Origin of the sequence: Micromonospora sp. WMMD975 (genome assembly GCF_029581215.1) — a bacterium.
GTDB lineage: Bacteria > Actinomycetota > Actinomycetes > Mycobacteriales > Micromonosporaceae > Micromonospora.
Window position 1 is genome coordinate 924,348 of sequence record NZ_CP120739.1, and the last position, 19,665, is coordinate 944,012.

At 73.0% G+C, this 19,665-nt stretch carries 7 protein-coding genes; 6 read left to right on the forward strand and 1 reads right to left on the reverse strand.

Going from position 1 to position 19,665, the window contains the following annotated elements:
* Nucleotides 1–2 precede the first annotated feature (2 nt).
* From O7613_RS04220 to O7613_RS04230, 3 genes are all read left to right on the forward strand, one after another.
* Nucleotides 3–15,404 carry a DUF6531 domain-containing protein gene (locus O7613_RS04220; RefSeq protein WP_282292208.1) on the forward strand — a complete coding sequence of 5,134 codons (15,402 nt, stop codon included), beginning with the start codon at nucleotides 3–5 and terminating at the stop codon, nucleotides 15,402–15,404.
* A 72-nt stretch (nucleotides 15,405–15,476) separates the two neighbouring features.
* Nucleotides 15,477–15,812, forward strand: a complete 336-nt coding sequence (locus O7613_RS04225) for a YrhB domain-containing protein (RefSeq protein ID WP_282292209.1) — start codon at nucleotides 15,477–15,479, stop codon at nucleotides 15,810–15,812.
* Complete coding sequence (locus O7613_RS04230; protein ID WP_282292210.1) at nucleotides 15,809–16,744, forward strand: GlcNAc-transferase family protein; 936 nt, start codon at nucleotides 15,809–15,811, stop codon at nucleotides 16,742–16,744. Before O7613_RS04225 ends, O7613_RS04230 begins: the two co-directional genes overlap by 4 nt.
* Nucleotides 16,745–16,770: 26 nt before the next feature.
* Here the strand turns inward: O7613_RS04230 and O7613_RS04235 are convergent, their stop codons facing one another.
* Nucleotides 16,771–17,553 carry a class I SAM-dependent methyltransferase gene (locus O7613_RS04235; RefSeq protein ID WP_282292212.1) on the reverse strand — a complete coding sequence of 261 codons (783 nt, stop codon included), beginning with the start codon at nucleotides 17,551–17,553 and terminating at the stop codon, nucleotides 16,771–16,773.
* Nucleotides 17,554–17,601: 48 nt separating this feature from the next.
* Between O7613_RS04235 and O7613_RS04240 the strand changes: the two genes are divergently transcribed.
* The 3 genes from O7613_RS04240 to O7613_RS04250 are packed head-to-tail and all read left to right on the forward strand — an operon-like array spanning nucleotide 17,602 to nucleotide 19,496.
* Nucleotides 17,602–18,174, forward strand: a complete 573-nt coding sequence (locus O7613_RS04240; RefSeq protein ID WP_281584100.1) for a TetR/AcrR family transcriptional regulator — start codon at nucleotides 17,602–17,604, stop codon at nucleotides 18,172–18,174.
* Between the two features lie 60 nt (nucleotides 18,175–18,234).
* Nucleotides 18,235–18,603 (forward strand): helix-turn-helix transcriptional regulator, encoded by a 369-nt coding sequence (locus O7613_RS04245; protein ID WP_281584099.1) that lies wholly within the window; start codon nucleotides 18,235–18,237, stop codon nucleotides 18,601–18,603.
* Complete coding sequence (locus O7613_RS04250; RefSeq protein WP_282292215.1) at nucleotides 18,600–19,496, forward strand: hypothetical protein; 897 nt, start codon at nucleotides 18,600–18,602, stop codon at nucleotides 19,494–19,496. The genes O7613_RS04245 and O7613_RS04250 overlap by 4 nt, the downstream gene beginning before the upstream one ends.
* The last annotated feature ends 169 nt before the right edge of the window (nucleotides 19,497–19,665 follow it).

Below are 19,665 nucleotides of genomic sequence, written 5' to 3' on the forward strand. Positions count from 1 at the left end.
CCATGGGCGACTTCCACATTCCCAACGACCCCAACTGGCAGTGGGCGTACGACGCGATCCTCTACACCGTCGGTGAGCAGTTTCCCAAGGGCGATCCGTCGCAGCTCAAGGCACTCAGCGCCGAGCTGCGACAGTTCAGCGCGAACCTGCGTAACGGGATCGCCGCCACCCAGGCGCTCGGCGTCGGGCTCCAGGGCAACCTCGACGGTCCGGCCGCCGACGCGTTCGCCCAGTTCCAGCAGATCATCACCCGGCCGCTTCCGGCGGGCATCCGCACGGCCCTGATCGCCGGCGACGTCGCCAACCAGGCAAACGAACAGATCGACTACGGACAGACCCAGATCGTCGTCGCGGCGTTCATGATCGTCCTGGACATCGCCGCGGCGATGGCAACCGGTTTCGGCGCCACGCTCGTCCCCGCGTACCTCAACATCGGTCAGAAGCTCACCCAGGCGCTGCTCGACAGGTTGCAGAGCCGACTCCAGCAACTGATGGCCCGGCTCGTCATCGGAGCGGTCGACGAGGGCATCGAGGAGGGCGCGGAGAACGTCATCGCCCAGACCTACGTGATCGCCAAGGGCAACAAGAGCGACGGGTTCAGTGGCTCGGACGTCCTGGACTCGGTCGGCGCGGGCGTCGCCGTCGGCGCCGTCGCCAGCGGTGTCTTCCTGGTCGGCGGACGCTACTTCCCCAGGTTGGCCGGCAACACCCACGGACAGGCCGGGCTCGGCGCGATCGGGGAGACGCTCGGCGAGTTCGCCTACATGGCCATGATCGGGGCCGCCGGCCAGTTCAACGCGCTCGCGACCGCGATCTCGTCCGGCGTCGGCACGTACGCCAGCCGCTACGCCCACGACTTCGGCGGCGCCTTCGGTGGCGGCCCCAGAACTCCCACCCCGCCCGGCATCACCGGTCCCGGTCCCGCGAAGGACCTGGCGGCCACGGGCCCCGCCTTGACCGGCCCCGGTGGCGTCGGCACCGACGAGCGGTCCGATGTCCGTACCGGACCCGGCGGCCCGGTCCCCGGGCCCGGCTCGACGGTCCCCGGGCCCGGCTCGACGGTCCCCGGGCCCGGCTCGACGGTCCCCGCCCCCGGGTCCGGGGGTCCGCCGTCCACCGTTCCCACCCCGAACGCCCCGCCCGCTCAGGTGCCCCCGGCCGGTTCGGCTCCCCAGTCCCCGGCCGGTCCCGATCCCCGGGCCACGCCGCCGGTCGCCGCCGTGGACGGCAGCCGTCCGCAACCGGGGCGACCCGGGGATCCGTCGGCCGGCGGCTCCATCGTCCAGCCGCCCGCAGCGCAGACCGACCTGGTACGGCCGCCCTCGGCAGGCGGGACTCCGCGTGCCGGACTACCCGGCTTCGAGACCCCGCCGGCTGACCGGGCCGTCGTCGGGTCGCCGGTCGACGCGGTGCCGGACCCCACTGCTGACCCGGCCACCGTCGACCGCGCGTCCGCCGCGCCAGCTCCGGCCGCGCCGAACGAGATTCCGGCTCAACCCGCGCCGCCCACCGCCCCGACGGCGACTCCACCCCAGGCGGAGGCTCCCGCAACGACCCCGCCCGCTCCGGTCCCGACGGCGAACCCGGCTCCACCCACCACGCAGCTCCCGACCTCTACGCCGCCGGCCGCACCGCCGGCCGTCGACCTGGCGGGACCACCGCCAGGGACGACGCCTTCGAACACGACTGCGCCCGCCACCTCGCCGCCGGGCACCCCGCTGCCGGTGGCCGCGCAGTCCGGCCCGATCCCCGCCGTCGGTGAGTCGACCCCATCGGGTCCGACGACCCCGACGGGTCCGAACTCGGGCAGCCTCGACACTCCAGGGTCATCCACTCCATCGACCACCGGCCCGACCACGTCACCCCCGGTGGCACCCGCCGTGCCCGGGTCCACCGCGACACCCGGCCCGATCACCAGCCCGCCGGCCACGCCGGGCCAGGAGGTCGATACGGCGCCGGGCGGCCCGCCGACCGCTCAGGCCCCGACCCCCACCACCCAGGTCGCGACCCCGCAGACCTCGTCGCCCGCCACGTCGTCGCCGGAGGTCGCCTCACCTGTCACCCTGCGACCCAGCACCACCGAGCCCGCCGGGGCCCGACCTGTCGACTCCCCGCCCGGCACCGTCCAGCCCGGCACCGCCCCGCCCGGCACCGTCCAGCCCGGCACCGCCCCGCCCGGCACCGCCCCGCCCGGCACCGCCCCGCCCGGCACCGTCCAGCCGGGCGCCGCCTCCCAGCCCGGTGCCGCCTCCCAGTCCGGCGCCGTTCAGCCCCGGGACACGCCGGCCGAGCCGGGCCGGCCCGGCCCGACCCACGTCACCCCGGGCGCGCAGGATCAGGCAGCTCGACCAGTGGACACGACTGCCGGCGAGGCCGTACCGCCCCCGACCGATCGGGTCGCCGGCCCTACCGGCACCCAACCGATCGCTGTGCTTCCCCCCGCCGCACCGGAGACCGAGCCGGCTATCGACCCGCCCACCGCGCCGAGGTCCACACCCGAGGGTCAGCTGCCGGCGACGGCACCGGTGGCGCCGGCAACCGGACAGCCGTCGACTCCGACACGCACGTCCGCAACCGAACCCGCCTCCACCTCGACGATCACGCCGGCAGTCGGGCCGCCCCCGGTCCCGGTCACCGGCCCCAGGGTCACCGGCTCCACGCCGTCGACCACGACGGACGCGAAGACCTCGATGCCGGGCGCGGGCAGCCGCCCCGTACCGCCGGCATCGGTTCCCCCGTCCTACGCCGACTCGGTCGAGCCCGCGCCGAACCCAGCCGTAGCCGACACCCAGCCCCCACCCCCCTACGCGGACCTCCCCCCGTCCCCACCGCCCTACGCGCCCCGAACCGACCCCGACCACACCGATCTTGGTACGAAACCGCCCCCCGAGGGGCGCCCGCATACCAAGATCGCCTCCGGCGAGACGCGAGCCGGCGAGACGCGCGCGGGCGGGGCGCGGGGGCAGGGGCGTGAGTGGGGTGGGAAGGGGGCGTGGCTGCGGGACGTGCCGGTCGCCTCGGTGTGGAAGTCGACAGGTGAGACCGTCTGCGTCGGTGACCCGATCGATGTCACGACCGGCCGGATGATCTACACCGAGACGGACGCGCGGCTGCCCGGCCTGGCGCTGGAGCGTACCCACCGATCGGACTGTCACTGGGGGAGGACCTTCGGCCCGAGGTGGACGTCCACGCTGGACCAGCGCGTCGTCGCGGACGGGACGCGGGCCTGGTTCCTGGCCGCCGACGGCTCGATTCTCACCTACGAGATGCCCGTCGAGGGCGCGGAGGCGCTGCCGCTGCTCGGGCGACCCGCGTCGCTACGGCGGTTGAGAGGCGGTGGCTGGGCGATCACCGACCGGGACATGCTGCTGCTGTTCGCCCCGGCCGGGGAGGACGGCGAGGCCCTGCTCTCCGACGTCGCGGCGGACCGCGTCAGGTGGCATGTCACCCGGGACGACGCCGGCACCCCCACGCTGCTGGCGTCGTCGTCCGGGGACCGGGTGGAGCTGCACACCCGCGCCGGCCTGGTGACCGGCGCGCGGTTCGTCCCGGCCGACGGCGCCGACGTGGTCGAGCTACCCACGTTCGGGTACGACGACAGGCGCCGCCTGGTCGAGGTACGGAACTCCTCCGGCGACCCGGTGCGGCTCGGTTACGACGACGCCGGCCGGATCGTGCGGTGGGAGGACCGCAACGGCGAGTGGTACACGTACGCCTACGACCGGGCGGGCCGGTGCGTGCGCGCCGACGGCAACGGCGGTCACCTGCGGTACGGGTTCGCGTACGGCGAGGGTGTCACTGTCGTGACCGACTCGCTCGGCGGGCTGCACCGGTACGAGGTGAACGAGCGTCTCCAGGTCACCGCGGTCACCGATCCGCTCGGCGCCACGACCCGCGAGGAGTGGGACGCGGCGAACCGGCTCCGGTCGCGCACCGACCCGCTCGGGCGGGTCACCCGGTTCACCTACGACGAGGCGGGTCGCCCGGTCGCGACGATCCGCCCGGACGGCAGCCACCACCCGGCCCTGCCGGACGGCACGCAGACGGACGGCACGCGGACCGACGGCGAGCGGGCGGACGGCGTACCCGGGACTGTTGTTGATTTTGACGGTCTGGGGCGGCCCCGGTCGGTGCGGCTGGCGGACGGTGCCGTCACCGAGTTCGGGTGGACCGCCGAGGGGGATCTGGCCTGGCGCACCGACCCGGCCGGCGGCACCCGGCGGTGGCGGTACGACGGCGAGGGAAACCTGGTGGAGGGCGCCGACGCCGAGGGGCGGAAGGTGCGGATCGAGTACGGTCCCTTCGACCTGCCGACCGCCCGGATCGACGCGGCGGGGCACCGGACCGAGTTCGCCTACGACACGGAGCTACGGCTGGTCGCGGTCACGAATCCGCTGGGCCAGGTGTGGCGGTACGCCTACGACGCGGCGGGGCGGCTCGTCACCGAAACCGATTTCGACGGGCACGTGCAGCGTTACGCCCACGACGCGGCCGGGCAGGTGATCGCCCGCACGAACGCGGCGGGCGACACCATCCACTTCGGCTACGACCTGCTCGGCCGGGTGGTCGAGCGCCGGGCCGGCGACGCGGTCACCCGGCTGGCGTACGACGACGCCGGCCACCTCGCCGAGGTGACGAGCCCGGACGCGGTGGTGCGGTTCGAACGCGACGACCGGGGCCGGATCGTCGCGGAGACCGTCGACGGCCGGACCGTCCGTACCTCCTACGAGGGGAACGGGGTGGTGGTCCGGACCACCCCGTCGGGCCGGGCCAGCCGGTGGACCGTCGACGGGCGGGGCCGGCCGGTCACGCTCGTCACCGGCGGGCACGTGCTGCGGTTCGGCCACGACGCGGCCGGGCGGGAGGTCAGCCGCAGCGTCGACGACGTGGTCGCGTTGCGGCAGGCGTACGACGGGGCGGGCCGGCTGGCGGCGCAGCACGTCGCGGACGCCGCCGTGCGCGGCTTCGACCACGACGCCTCCGACCGGGTCGTCGCGATCACCGATTCGCTCGACGGCGACCGTTCGTTCCGGGCCGACGAGACCGGCCGGGTCCGCGCGGTGACCGCCGGCGGCGTCGTCCGGGAGCGGTACGCCTACGACGCTGCCGGCAACCTCGTCGGCGCCGGTGACGGGCGGTGGGAGTTCGCCGGCGGCCGGCTCCTGCGCGCGGACGACGCGCGGTTCTCCTACGACGGGAAGGGCCGCCTGACCACCCGCGTCGACGAGGCGGGCACCTGGCGGCTGACCTGGGACGCCGAGGACCGGTTGACGGCGGTCACCACACCCGGCGGCGACCGGTGGCGGTACCGCTACGACGGGTTCGGCCGCCGGGTCGCCAAGCAGCGTCTGGCCGGCGACGGCACGGTCCTGGCGGAGACGCGTTTCGCCTGGGCCGGCGACCTGATGGTCGAGCAGACCGACGCCACCGGCACCGTCTCGTGGGACTACCGTCCCGGCGACTCCGCGCCGGTCGCCCAGACCAGCGACGCCGACGGGCTGCACACGGTCGTCACCGACGGCATCGGCACACCCACCCACCTGGTCGCGCCGGGCGGGCATCTGCGTTGGCGGTCGCGGGGCGACCTGTGGGGCCGCACCGGCGGCCCGGCCGGCACCCCGTTGCGCTTCCCGGGGCAGTACCACGACACCGAGACCGGCCTGCACTACAACCGGTTCCGCTACTACGACCCGGCCACGGCCCGCTACCTCAGCCCGGATCCGCTCGGGCTGGCCGGTGGGCCGAACCCGGCCGCGTACGTCGACGACCCGCTCACCCTCGCCGACCCGCTCGGCCTGACCCCGTGCAGGCCGGGCCGCAGCGGCAGTCGTTCGCCGGGTCCGGCCGGTGAGCGCGGCGAGCCGAGCATCCTGCCGCCGCAGGCGGCCCCGCCGTCGCCGGAGCAGTTGATCGGCGGGCCGCAGACCCCGTCCGGCCCGTACGACACGCCGGTCGCCGAGGACGACCGCGCGTCGCCGCTGTCCTGGTCGGACGACTCCTCCCACAGCGACGTGCAGCAGAGTCTCCAGCCGCTGCCCCCGCAGAACTCCTCGGTCGACTTCCAGAAGGCGCAGGAGGACTGGGACAAGATCGAATATCGGATGTCCCGGTACGACCGGCTGTGGCACGACCGCGAGCTGCGGGAGGCGTACCGCGACTTCAAGCACCAGATGCGGTTCGAGCTGAAACTGAAGGCCCAGGGCCGGACGAACGACGAGATCGACGCCGAGGTCGTCCGGCGGTTCGGCGCGGACCGGGCCACCCCGTTCGCGCAGGTGATGGCGGACAACCACGCCTTCTCCGTGCCCGCCAAGTGGTGGTACCGGCACCAGCACGACAGCGACTTCGACACCACCCTGCCGGAGGCGGTGCGGCAGTTCCGGTCGAACCTGGCCCTCTGGGGCAAGGTCGGCCCGGCGGTCGCCGAGCGGATCACCGAGCAGAACGGCCAGCGGATTCTCGAGGCGACACCCGGCGGGCAGATCTTCGACAACGTCATGCTCGGCACCGGCACCTTCGCCAACTACCCGCCCGGCTTCAACCGGATGTGGGAGCAGTTCTCCCACCAGCTCGTGGCGGTCACCGACGGCATGGTCGACGCGCACGTCTACCGGGCGGTCATGGTGCCGAGCGTGCTGCACGACGTCGAGGCGCAGGTGCTGTTCGACAAGGTCCGGCAGGGCGAGATCGACGGTCTGCGGGTCGTCGCCTGGGAGTTCGTCGACGACCACACGATCGCGAAGGCCGGCGAGTACACCGTACGGTCGCGGCAGTCGTACGACGAGCGGGTGCCGAAGCTCCAGAAGGGGCAGACCTCCAAGTCGTTCGACGACCATCAGCAGCAGCTCTACGACCAGCTCTCCTACCGGCGTGCGGAATACAACCGGATCGGGTTGCAGAACTCGCTGTCCGAGGTGCCGGCGTTCGAGCGCCGGGACAGCAACTACATCTTCGTGGTGTCGGACGCGAACCAGCCCGAGATCATGGAGAGCCCGGAGAGCCTGTCCCGGAAGCTGTCGTCCGCGCGGCAGCACCAGACCCAGGACAATCCCCTGGCCCGGCTCGACCAGATGCTTGCCGTGATCGAGTACGCGCAGGACGTCTCGGAGGGGTCGGACAGCAGTTCCTCGGTCGCCGACCTGATGGACAGCGTCTTCCCGCCCCCGGCGCGGCACAACACCACGGTGGAGTCGGGCAGCCCGGCGTCCGGCCAGCTCCCGGAGCGTCCGGGCGTCGCCGGCTTCACCCCGGACTGGGAGAACTACGACTTCCCGCCGGCCGACGCGCATCACAGCTCCAGCGGCATCGCGCCGTCCGACAGTGACGGCCGGTCCGACAGTGACCGCCGGTCCGGCGGATCACGCCGGTCCAGCAACCCGGACCCGGACGCCTACCTGGGTGAGCCGTTCGGCGACGTGCCGCCGGCCTCGGTGGCGAAGAGCACCGACGAGACGTACTGCGAAGCCGACCCGATCGACGTGACCACCGGCCGCATGATCCTCACCGCGACCGACGTCACGCTGCCGGGTCTGCCGCTGCTGCGTACCCACCGTTCCGACTACCGCTGGGGCCGCTCGTTCGGCCGGTCCTGGGCCTCGACGTTGGACCAGCGTGTCGTCGTCGACGGCACGCTGGTGCGGTACCTGGCCGCGGACGGGTCGATCCTGACGTACCCGCTCGTCGCGGAGGGCGCGACGGCGTTGCCGACGATCGGGCGCGCGTTGCCGCTGCGCCGTCTGGTGGGCGGCGGCTGGCTGCTCACCGACCCGGCGTCCGGCCAGGTCCGGGTGTTCGCCCCGGCGATCCGCGGCGAGTCGCTGCTCAGCGACGTGAGCGACGGCGGTCACCGCCTGTCGTTCGCGCGGGACGGGAGCGGCACCGTCACGCACGTGCGCTCCTCGGCCGGCGCGACTGTCGAGTTCGTCTCCGCCGACGGGCTGGTGACGGCGCTGCGCCTGCCCGGCCGGGACGGGACGTCCGTGGCGGCGTACCGGTTCGACTACGACCGGGACCGCCGGTTGGTCCGGGTGGTCAACTCCTCGGGCGACCCCGAACGCTTCGAGTACGCCGACGGGCGGATCGTGCGCTGGGCGGACCGCAACGGCGAGTGGTACAGCTACGCCTACGACGAGGCGGGCCGCTGCGTCGACACCGACGGCCGGGGCGGTCACCTGCGCTACCGGTTCGACTACGCCGCCGGGCTGACCGTGGTCACCGACTCGCTCGGCACCGAACGCCGGTACGAGCTGAACGACCGCTTCCAGGTGGTGGCGGAGACCGACGGCCTCGGCGCGACGACCCGGCACGAGTGGGACGACGCGTACCGGCTGCTGTCGCGGACCGACCCGTTGGGCCGCACGACGCGCTACGAGTACGACGCCGACGGGCGGCCGACGGTGGTCGTCCGGCCGGACGGCAGCCGGTCCGCGCCGGACGCCGCACCCCCTGCCGCGTCGACGGCCGGCGGGCCCGGCGACATCCACCACGTACACGACGACCTCGGGCGGGTGGTCGCCATCGACACCGACGAGGGCAGCACGGAACTCCGCTGGACGCTGGAGGGCGACCTCGCGTCGCGCGTCGGCCCGGACGGATCCCGGCAGGAATGGCATTACGACGGCGAAGGGAACCTGGTGGAGAGCATCGACGCAGCGGGTCGGGCGGTGCGGTTCGAATACGGGCCGTTCGACCTGCCGACCGCGCGGATCGACGAGGTCGGCAACCGCACGGAGTACGGATACGACACCGAACTACGGCTGACCTCGGTCACGAACCCGGCCGGGCAGGTGTGGCGGTACACCTATGACGCGGCCGGCCGGCTGATCGGGGAGACCGACTTCGACGGCCGTACCCAGCGGTACACGCGCGACGCCGCCGGGCAGTTGATCACGCACACCGACCCGGCCGGTGACACCACCCACTACCGCTACGACCTGCGGGGACGGGTCGTCGAGCGGCGCGTCGGCGACGCCGTGACGCGGCTGGAGTACGACGAGCACGGCCGGATCGCCACGGTGACGAACCCGGACGCGGTGGTCCGTTTCGAGCGCGACGAGCAGGGTCGGGTGACCGCCGAGACGATCAACGACCGGACCGTCCGCACCTCGTACGACGCGGCGCTGGGCACGGTGCGGGCGCGTACCACGCCGTCGGGTCGGTCGAGCCGGTGGTCGTACGACGCCGACGGCCGGCCGGAGAGCCTGCGCACCGGCGGTCACCTGGTGCGCTTCGGGCACGACGCTCTCGGGCGGGAGATCAGCCGGACCGTCGACGACGTGACGGCACTGCGTCAGACGTTCGACGCCGCCGGGCGGCTGACCGCCCAGCACATCGCCGGCGCCACCGAGCGTGGCTTCGGCTACGACGCCACCGGCCGGGTGACCGCGGTCGCCGACACGCTCGACGGGCAGCGTTCCTTCCAGGCCGACGGGACGGGCCGGATCCACCGGGTGGTCGCCGACGGGGCGGAGCGCGAGCGGTACGACTACGACGCGGCCGGCAACCTGGCCGGCGCGGGCGGCGGCCGGTGGGAGTTCGACGGCACCCGCCTCGTCCGGTCGGACGACGCCACGTTCGCGCACGACGCGAAGGGCCGGCTGGTCGCCCGCGCCGACGCGGCCGGGGACTGGCGCTTCGTCTGGGACGCCGAGGATCGGATCGTGGCGGTGGTCACGCCGGTCGGGGACCGGTGGCGGTACCGCTACGACGGCTTCGGTCGCCGGATCGCCAAGCAGCGCCTCGCCGCCGACGACAGCGTGGTCGAGGAGGTGCGGTTCGCCTGGTCCGGTGACCTGATGGTGGAGCAGCACCACCGGGACGCGGCCGGCGCCACCGCCACCACCTCCTGGGAGTACCGGCCGGACGGTTCGGCGCCGGTGACCCAGACCGACGACGACGCGCTGCGTACCGTCGTGACCGACCTGATCGGCACGCCGACCCACCTGGTGGAGCCGGACGGCGCGCTGCGCTGGTGGGCGCGTAGCGACCTGTGGGGCCGCGGCCACGGCCCGGCCGCCACGCCGCTGCGCTTCCCCGGGCAGTACTTCGACGCCGAGACCGGCCTGCACTACAACCGGTTCCGGTTCTACGACCCGGCGACCGCGCGCTACCTGAGCCCCGACCCGCTCGGCCTGGTCGGCGGGCCGAACCCCACGGCGTACGTGCCGGACCCGCTCACCTTCGCGGACCCGCTCGGCCTGGCGAGCTGCAAGGTGACCCAGCCGGCCCTGGACCCGCTTGCCGACGCCACCGTCACCGACGGTGAGCCGCGGCAGGTGCCGGCCCGGGCCGTCCCGCCGTCGCCGGAGGCCCTGTACGGCACGCCACCGCTGACGCAGGTGGTGAACACGGTCCAACCCGCCGACACCTGGTTCTCCGAGGTCGGGCCGACGCCGCTGGCGCAGATCTCCACGGTGGACGACGTCCGGCAGCAGTTGCCGCCGCTGCCGGGGCGGGGCGACCGGCCTTCGGCCGAGAGCGGCCGGGACACGGCCACGCGGCGCCGGGGCCGGGTCGTCGAGGAGTCCGACGGGACGCAGTTCGGCCCGATCCGGCCGGTCTTCACCCCGGCCGGTCTGCGCATGCTGCACGAGACCGACGTCGCCCACCAGACCCACGCCGACTCCCTCCCGGTCGGGCCCGACTACAAGCTGGCGGTGGAGGGCGTCGACGGCGAGATCGTCGCCGGTGGGCACGCCTACGACCCGGACGTCATCGGCGGTCTGATCGAGAACGATCCCGGCTGGAACAACCGACCGATCACCGTCGTCGCCTGCGACGCGGGCCCGCTCTTCGCCGTCGACCTGGCGAAGCGGCTGCCGGACGTGCCGGTCACGGCCGCCCAGACGACCGTCTTCACCACCGGCCGGGGGCACGCCTTCTCCGACGACGTCTGGGTCACCTACACCGCCGACTCCGACGGGCGGGTCACCGAGGTCGTCCACGACCAGACCCACATGCCCGGCGGTCCGGTCCCGTCCGCCGCCGACATCGCCACCGCGGACACCCACTGGCGGATCGCCACCGAAACGGAACTCGCCATCCAGATCGGCGTCCGGGTCGAGGGTTTCCGCCTCGACCTGGGCGACACGATCGCCCGCGCGCCCGGGTTGGTCTTCAAGGTCGACAGCCAGAACCGCACCATCGGTGGCCGCACCGGCACCGTCATGATCATCGAGGTGGTCACCGGGCCGAGCCGGGTGGAGTCGTGGGAGGACGCCCCGCGCACCAGCACGGTCCGCGACGCGCGCGACGAGGCGCTCGACGCCATCCTCCGGGTGCCACCGGGAGAGATCGTTCCCCTGCGGGACGTGCTGCGGAACGTGCCGGGCATCCAGTTCCACCACGTCGGCGGCATCTCGTCGGGCGTCGGGGTCGGCGTCCAGGGCGGCCAGTTCTCCTCGCCGTACACGCAGTGGACGGTGGGCCTCTACAACCACACGCTGCCCCGCTTCCTCGGGTACGCCGCGAACAACTACTCCACCAGCGCGAACCAGACCCCGCGACAACTCGCCGAGACCGCCCTCGACCTCGGCCGCCGGGTGGCCGCCGACTTCCGCGACCACACCCGGGGCCGGGCGCTGCCCTGGCACGAGACCCGCCTGAACGGGCACATCGCCATGACCTTCCCGGCCATCGCGACGCCGATCGTCGCCGTGGCGCAGGAGGCGAGCAGCGGCACCCGCCTGTTGAACAAGCACTTCCTCCTGCTGGCCCCGCGCAAGGAGTTCCGGGACATGCGCGCGGCCCTGCCGAAGCCGATCCGGGACTACCTGGTGGATCGCGCCGACCACATCAAGCGGTTGATGCAGGAGCAGTTCGGCAGGTACGACACCAATCAGGTGTTCGCCCAGACCCGGCAGCTCTTCGACTACGAGACGAACCAGGTCGACTACTTCTCCAACCAGACCATCCGGAACGCGACGGACAATGCCATCTACGGATATCGCTACGCCGACGGCCGGGACGTGCCGTTCTTCAGTCTGCAGAACGACTTCGGCATCAACACCACGCACGACACCGCCGACCCGCCACAGATGGTGGGCGCCGAGTTCCGCTACCTGACGACCCGCAGCGCCAACCTCGCCGGCATCGACCGCCAGTCCGACGAGCTGATGAGCATGGTGCGCAACAACACCGCGCCGCCACCGCTCACCTCGACGCAGGCGCACCAGATCATCCAGGCGGTCCGCACCCAGGACGGGCGCATCGAGGACACCCTCCGCGACATCGAACGGGACCTGCGGCGGGACCGGTCACCGAACCGGGTGCACTCCACCCTGACGGACCTGCTGCGCCAGGCACAGAGCGCGGCCTCCCGCGCCCGGCGCAACGAGTCCTACGCGCACGAGCTGCGGGACGCCACCCAGGCCACGTTCGGGCACAACGACACCGCCCGGCGTAACGCCCGGACGTACCACCACAACGCCCGGGACCGGACCGCCGCCGCGAACGCCCTGGTCAGCCGCATCGAGCGTTACCTTGCCGACGCGCCCCCGCCGCCTAGCAGCCAGCCGTCGTACGGTGGGAACAACGGTCCCGGCGGCGGATATCCGGGTCCCTCCTACCCGAGTTCCGGATACCCCGGTACGTACGGCCCGACCACCACCGCCTTCGGTCCGGTGCAGTACAGCAGCTACCCCGGCATGTCCTCGAACCCCTACGGCTCCTACGACCCGTACATCCGGATGGCCTTCGTCGACGTCACCGCGACGGACCCGAACCAGCCCACGCCACGCGTGCTCGACCCCGGCCTCGGGGTGGAGGGGCGTCAGCGCATCCTCGACGACCTCGCCACGCTCGCCGACGACCGCGCCGACGCGGTACGCGACTTCCTCAGCCGGCACGAGTCACACCCCGACCACGACACCGCCACCGGGCTGTGGGACAGCTTCGTCGCGGCTCTCGACTCCCGCGGCCAGGCGGACCTGCAACCGGTCGTCAACCTCTACGAGCAGACCCACGACCGGATCACCGGCCTCGACCCGGACCACCCGCTGCCGGCGATCGAGTCCACGTTCGACGACGCGGACTTCTTCCCCGGCCACACGTCGTCGACGACCACCGACGGCCCCGCCGTCAACCCGCGGGACCTGCTGCGCGACGTGCCGCTGACCAACGGCGCGAACCTTCAGGTGATCGCGCGCAACGTGCACGGCGCGACCACCGACACCGACCTGGCCACCTTCGACGACAGGTACCTCGGTTGGGTCGGCCGGGTCGGCGCCGACGGGAACGGCCGGACCAGCATCGAGTCCGCCCTGATGGTCGACGAGTACCAACGGTCCGCGCGGGTCCTCGACACGCCGCCGGCGTCGGTCCCGAAGACCCTCGACGACCTGCGCAGGTCGTACCCGGGCGGCGCCGTCACCGAGGTCGGCACCGCGCAGGGCCTGATGGACGCGCTCGGCGACCTGCCGAAGGGCACCCGCAGCCAGGGCATCGTGGCCGTCCGCCCCGGCCCGGCCGGCACTCCGGTCCAGGTGTTGAACGTGACGCGGTTCCCCTCGGGCCCGGTCGTCTTCATCGACCGCCAGCTCGGCGGTCTCGGCACCGTACCGACGATCGGCCCGGACGGGACGGCCGTCCTCATCGACACCACGAACCACCCCGGCCCGACCCCGGAGCCGGCGCTGGCGTCCTTCACCGACGTGCCGCCGGCCACGGTCGCGAAGACCACCGAGCAGACGCCGACCGCCGGTGACCCGATCGACGTGACCACCGGCCGGATGATCCTGACCGAGACCGACGCGGTGCTGCCGGGCCTGACCCTGGCCCGGACGCACCGCTCCGACTACCGGTGGGGCCGCTCCTTCGGCCCGTCCTGGGCCTCGACGCTCGACCAGCGCGTCGTCGTCGACGGCGGCCGGGTCCGCTACCTGGCCGTGGACGGGTCCGTGCTCACCTACCCGCTGCCCGCCGAGGGCGCGGAGGCGGTGCCGGAGATCGGCCGGGCCCTGCCGCTGCGCCGGCTCAAGGGCGGTGGCTGGCTGCTGACCGACCCGACGTCGGGACGCGTCCTGGTCTTCGCCGCCGGGAACGGCCCGGAGTCGCTGCTCAGCGACGTGACCGAGGGTGACCTCCGCTGGTCGGTCGCGCGCGACGAGGCGGGGACCCCGACCGAGCTGCGCTCCACCGGCGGCGCCCGGATCGGCTTCAGCTCCTCCGGCGGCCTGCTGACCGTGCTCTGGCTGCCGAACCGGTCCGGCGTCATGGTGGCCGCGTACCGGTTCGGTTACGACCGGGAGCGCAACCTGGTCGACGTGGTCAACAGCTCGGGCGCGGCCACCCGCTTCGGCTACGCCGACGGCCGGATCGTGCGCTGGGACGACCGCAACGGCGAGTGGTACACCTACACCTACGACGCGGACGGCCGCTGCGTCAGCACCGACGGCAAGGGTGGCCACCTGCGCTACCGGTTCGCATACTCCGACGGACTGACCGTCGTCACCGACTCGCTCGGCGCGGTGCGCAGGTACGAGCTGAACGACCGCTACCAGGTCGTCGCGGAGACCGACCCGCTCGGCGGGACGACCCGCACCGAGTGGGACGGCGCGAACCGGCTGCGGTCGCGGACCGACGCGCTGGGCCGCACCACCACCTACGACCACGACGCCGACGGGCGGTTGGCGACCGTCACCCGGCCGGACGGCAGCACGTCGACGATCACGTACGACGAGTCGGGCCGTCCCTCGTCCTGGACCGACTTCGACGGCAGCACCCGCCAACGAGCCTTCGACGACGACGGCCGGGTGCTCGCCGAGACCGACGCCGCGGGCGAGGTGGTGCGCTTCGACCGACCCGTCGAGGACGGGCCGGGCACGGTCACCCAGGCCGGTCCCACGGCCATCGTCCGGGACGCGGCGCGGTTGATCACCATGCTGACGAAGGGCGATACCCAGACCCGTTTCGAGTACGACAACCTCGGCCGCGTCGCCGCCGTCGAGGACGATCACGGCACCACCCAGGTCGGCTGGACGCTTGAGGGGGAGCTGGCCTGGCGGGAGAACCCGGACGGCAGCGTCGAGGAGTTCGGCTACGACGGCGAGGGCAACCTGGTCGAGTCCGTCGACGCCGCCGGCCGCCGTACCCGCTTCGAGTACGGCGCGTTCGACCTGGTGACGGCCCGGATCGACGACGCCGGCAACCGCACCGGGTACGCGTACGACACCGAGCTGCGCCTGACCACCATCACCGACCCGCAGGGCCGGACGTGGCGATACACGTACGACCCGAACGGCCGGGTGACCGAGGAGACCGACTTCGACGGCCGCACCCAGCGGTACGCGTACGACGCCGCGGGGCAACTCGTCGCGCACACCGACGCGGCCGGTGCGGTCACCACCTTCAGCCGGGACGCGCTCGGCACGGTGGTCGAGCGCCGCATCGGCGCCCCGGTCAAGTGATCCGCCGCCTGCCCCGGTCATCACGGTGACCGGGGCAGGCACCCCACCGGAAGAACGACGGAAGGACGAGACATGAACGCCGACAGGGCACTCGCCCGGGCCACCGTGGCGCTCCGGCGGGTCGAGGAGGAGAGGCCGGACGAGCCGCTGACGTTGCTGCCGGAGGCCGCCACGGAACGGCTGTGGTGCTGGGTCTTCCCGTTCGACACCGTCCGGGCGATCGAGACCGGCGACATCATGGCGAGCCTCGCCACCGGCCCGCTCGTGGTGCCGAAGAACAACGCCGAACCGTGGGTCGCGCCGTCGAGCGGGCCGATCGAGCGATGGCTCAACGAGTACGCCATGGCGCACGACCTGCCCCTGGTCTTCGAGCCGGCGAGGCCGGACCCGTTCGCGGGAGCCGCATGAGCATCTTCGTCTCGGTGGCGGCGTACCGCGATCCGGAGCTGGTGCCGACGGTGCTCGACTGCCTCGCGCAGGCCGACCGCCCGGACGAGCTGCGCATCGTGGTCAACTGGCAGCACCTCGGCGACGAGGACGTGTCGGCGTTGCGGGCGGATCCCCGCGTCACGGTGCTGGAGTTCGACGCCCGGCGCAGCCGCGGCGTGTGCTGGGCCCGCGCGCGGATCCAACGCCACTACGTCGACTCCGACTGGTATCTCCAGGTGGACAGCCACACCCGGTTCGCCCCGGGCTGGGACACCAGGTTGATCGCGATGGCCGCGCGAACCGGGGCGGCCAAACCGATCCTGAGCTGCTATCCCTCGCCCTACGACCCGGCTCGGGAGCGCGCCGGAGGCGGCGAGCCGACGCTCATCGCGCTCCACGGCTGGACCCACGACGGCCTGCCGCGGTTCCGGCACTTCCGGATCCCGGGCTGGCAGCAGGCGAGCGGGCCGGTCCCGGCGCGTTTCGTGGCCGCCGGGTTCCTCTTCGCCCCCGGCTCGTTCGTCCGCGAGGTGCCCTACGACGAGCGCATCTACTACCAGGGCGAGGAGATCAACCTCGCCACCCGCGCGTTCACCTGGGGCTACGACCTCTTCCATCCGGTCGAGGTGCTGGCCTGGCACTACTACGTGCGGGAGGGCCAGGCCCGGCACTGGATGGACCACCGGACACCTGGTGACGGTCACTGGTACGACCTGGACCGCGCCGGCCGCCGCCGGGCGCTGACCCTGCTGCGGTACGTCATCGTGGGCGGCTTCGGCAGCGGCCCGGTCCGCCCGATGTCGGCCTATCAGGAGTACGCGGGCATCGACTTCGGACGGCGCACGGCGACCGCCGAGGCGCTCGCCGGTCAGCTCCCCGGCGTCCCGCGCGAGGTGGAACTGACGCGCTAGGCGCTTTTCGTCGCGGCGTCGGCGGCTTACCTGCGGACAGCGGTCAGGCGCCAGGTGGCGTAGGCGAGGGTGACGTCGCCGTCGACCGCGGGGGTGACCGTCGACAGGATCTCGGCGACATTGTCCGGTGGCAGGCTCGCGAGGCCGCCGGAGGTCGTGATGAGTTCGAGCAGTTGGTCCGGGGCGTAGGTCCGCTGCCAGTCGTAACGGCGGATCTCGGGTTCGGCGAAACAGCCGGACGCGCGGACTCCCTCGGCGGCGCGGTCGTAGAGGGCGCGGTAGCCGTCGAGAATGGAACCGGTCGGCTGTCGGTAGGGCAGGTTCGGCGCCGCCCGGCGTAACCCGTCAGCGAGCGCTGTGGCAATCGGCGACGGCAGTTCGTAGACGTGGCCGAACGGCGCGAGGACGCCGCCCGGGCGCAATATCTCGGCTGCCTTGGCGGCTCCGGCGACCGGGTCGACCCAGTGCCAGGCCGTGCCGGAGACGATCGCGTCGAAGTTTCGGCCGGCGGGCTCCCACGCCTCGAAGGTCGCCACCTCGACGTCGATGCCGCTCGCGCGGGCGAATTCGGCCATCCGAGGGTCGGGCTCGACCCCGAGGACCGTACGTCCGGCGGCGCGGAACTGGCGGGCTGCGATCCCGGTCCCGCATCCGACGTCGACAAATGCGGGGCCCGGTGCGGCGGCGACGATGTGCTCGATCAACGCATCCGGATACGGCGGCCGACTGCGGTCGTAGCGCCCGGGGTCGGTTCCGAACGACTCTGCGACGCGGCGGGCTTCGTGCGGTTGCGGCGGTAGAGTGACCATGTGCCCACTCTAATGGGCGATCGCCCATTAACGAAGCGGGAGCGTTGCATGCCGACCGGCGTAGCTCTGCGCGATCCGCGCCAGCAACTGTTCGACGCGGCCGTGCGGGTGCTGACCCGCGGCGGTGTCACGGCGTTGACCAGCCGCGCGATCACCGACGAGGCCGGAGTCGCCAAGGGCGTGCTGCACCGATACTTTGCCGACTTCGACGCGTTCCTGGTCGATCTGGTGCTCGACCGCATCGCGTGGGTGGAGGCGGAAGGTGTGGCACTCCGCGACGCGGCCGGGACGGGGACCGTTGCCGGCAACCTCACCGACGCGATGTTCAAACTCTTCGAGCCGGTCATGTCCGCGATCATCGTGCTCACCATCGCCCGCGACGAGCTGCGCAACCGCCTGCGCGCGGCCGGCACCGCCCGGTTTCCCCTGGTGGGCGAGGCGGTCGCCGCGGTGGCCGGCTATCTGGCGGCCGAACACGACCTCGGTCGGATCGCCGCCGACGCGGACGTGCAGGTGCTGGCGCCGACCCTGATCGGCGCCGTGCAGTTGCTGTTCACCGAGCACCACGGCGATCCGCCGGTCGACGACGTGCACAACGTCGTGGCGAGCGTGCTGCGCTGACGCGGTACGCCGGAGCGGGCCACCTTGGCTAGATACTCATGTTGCTTGTATATTCAGCTCATGCGATCGACTTCGCGTCCCGCGCTGCGGGAACCGTCGTACTTCGTTCTTGCTGCCCTGCTCGGTGGCCCGCTCCACGGCTATGCCGTGATCAAACGGGTCACCGAGCTGTCGGACGGACGGGTGACCCTCGCCGCCGGCTCGCTCTACTCGGTGATCGACCGGCTGCTCGGCGAGGGCCTCGTCACCGCCGACGGTGAGGAGATCGTCAACGGGCGCGCCCGTCGCTACTACCGGCTCACCGACGAGGGCTACCGCCTGCTCGCCGAGGAAGCCGACCGGCTCGCCCGGGCCGCCCGGGTGGTCATGGACCGCCTGGCGCAGGAAAGCACCCGTCAACCTTCTACCGCGAGGATCAGACCAGCATGAGTGCCGATGTTCTGGAGAAGCGCTACCGGATGCTGCTGCGGGCCTATCCGGCCGGCTACCGGCGCGAACGCGCCGACGAACTGATCGACACGCTCATCGGCGACGAGCCGACCACCCGCCGCTGGCCAAGCGTCCGGGAGGCGGCCTCGCTGATCCGCGGCGCCCTCCAGGTGTACGGCGGCAGCACCGCGCCCCGGCCCACCGCCGTGCTGCTCTGGCAGGGCATCCACCTGGGCGCCATGGCGGTGCTGGCGCTCGGCGCGCTCATCGGCCTCGACGACCTGATCGAGGCGTTCCAGTTCGGCGGCCTCTCCGACCCGCTGACCGTCCTGCGGAATCAGGGCGTCCACGAGATCATGGTCGGCGTGGCGCTCGTGGCGCTCGTCGCGGGCCGCCGCCGCACCGCCGCCGCCCTGGTGGTGGCCGCGGCGGTGGTACCGACCGTGATCTCCCCGTACCTCTTCCTCAACGGCCTGCCACAGTGGTGGGCGCCGGTCGTCGCCGCGCCCCTGGTCGTGGCGGGCCTGCGGCGTCCGGCAGACGTACCGCCGACGCCCCGGGCCAACGCCGTCCTGGTCACCGCCGGCATCCTCGCCCTGCACCTGATCTCCGCGGACGGCCTCCGCATGGTCGACACGGGCGCCCGGATCGGCGCCGCCGCCCTGGTGGCCGTCGGACTGGCCGCCTTCCTCTGGGTGGCGACAGCCGACCAGCGCCTGCTGATCGCCGTCGCGCCGACCCTCCTGCTGGGCACGCTCCATCAACTGGGCGACACCGGGTCGGCGGGGGAGCTGCTGCGCCGGCCCGACGCCCTGCCGTCGCTGGTGGTCGCGGTCCTCCTGGCGGTCGGCGCGGTCGTCTCGACCCGGCTGCGGCAACGCACCCGCGCCTGACCCAGCTTTCGTCGTCCCGCTGGCGGCTGCGCGCCGCAGACGTCCATACCGTTCCACTCGTGCCGCACGCTGGCCATGGGTGGAACGCTATGGACGTCTCGGGGCGCCGCAGACGTCCATACCGTTCCACCCGTGTCGCGTCCGGGCGATGGGTGTGTCCGCGCAGCAG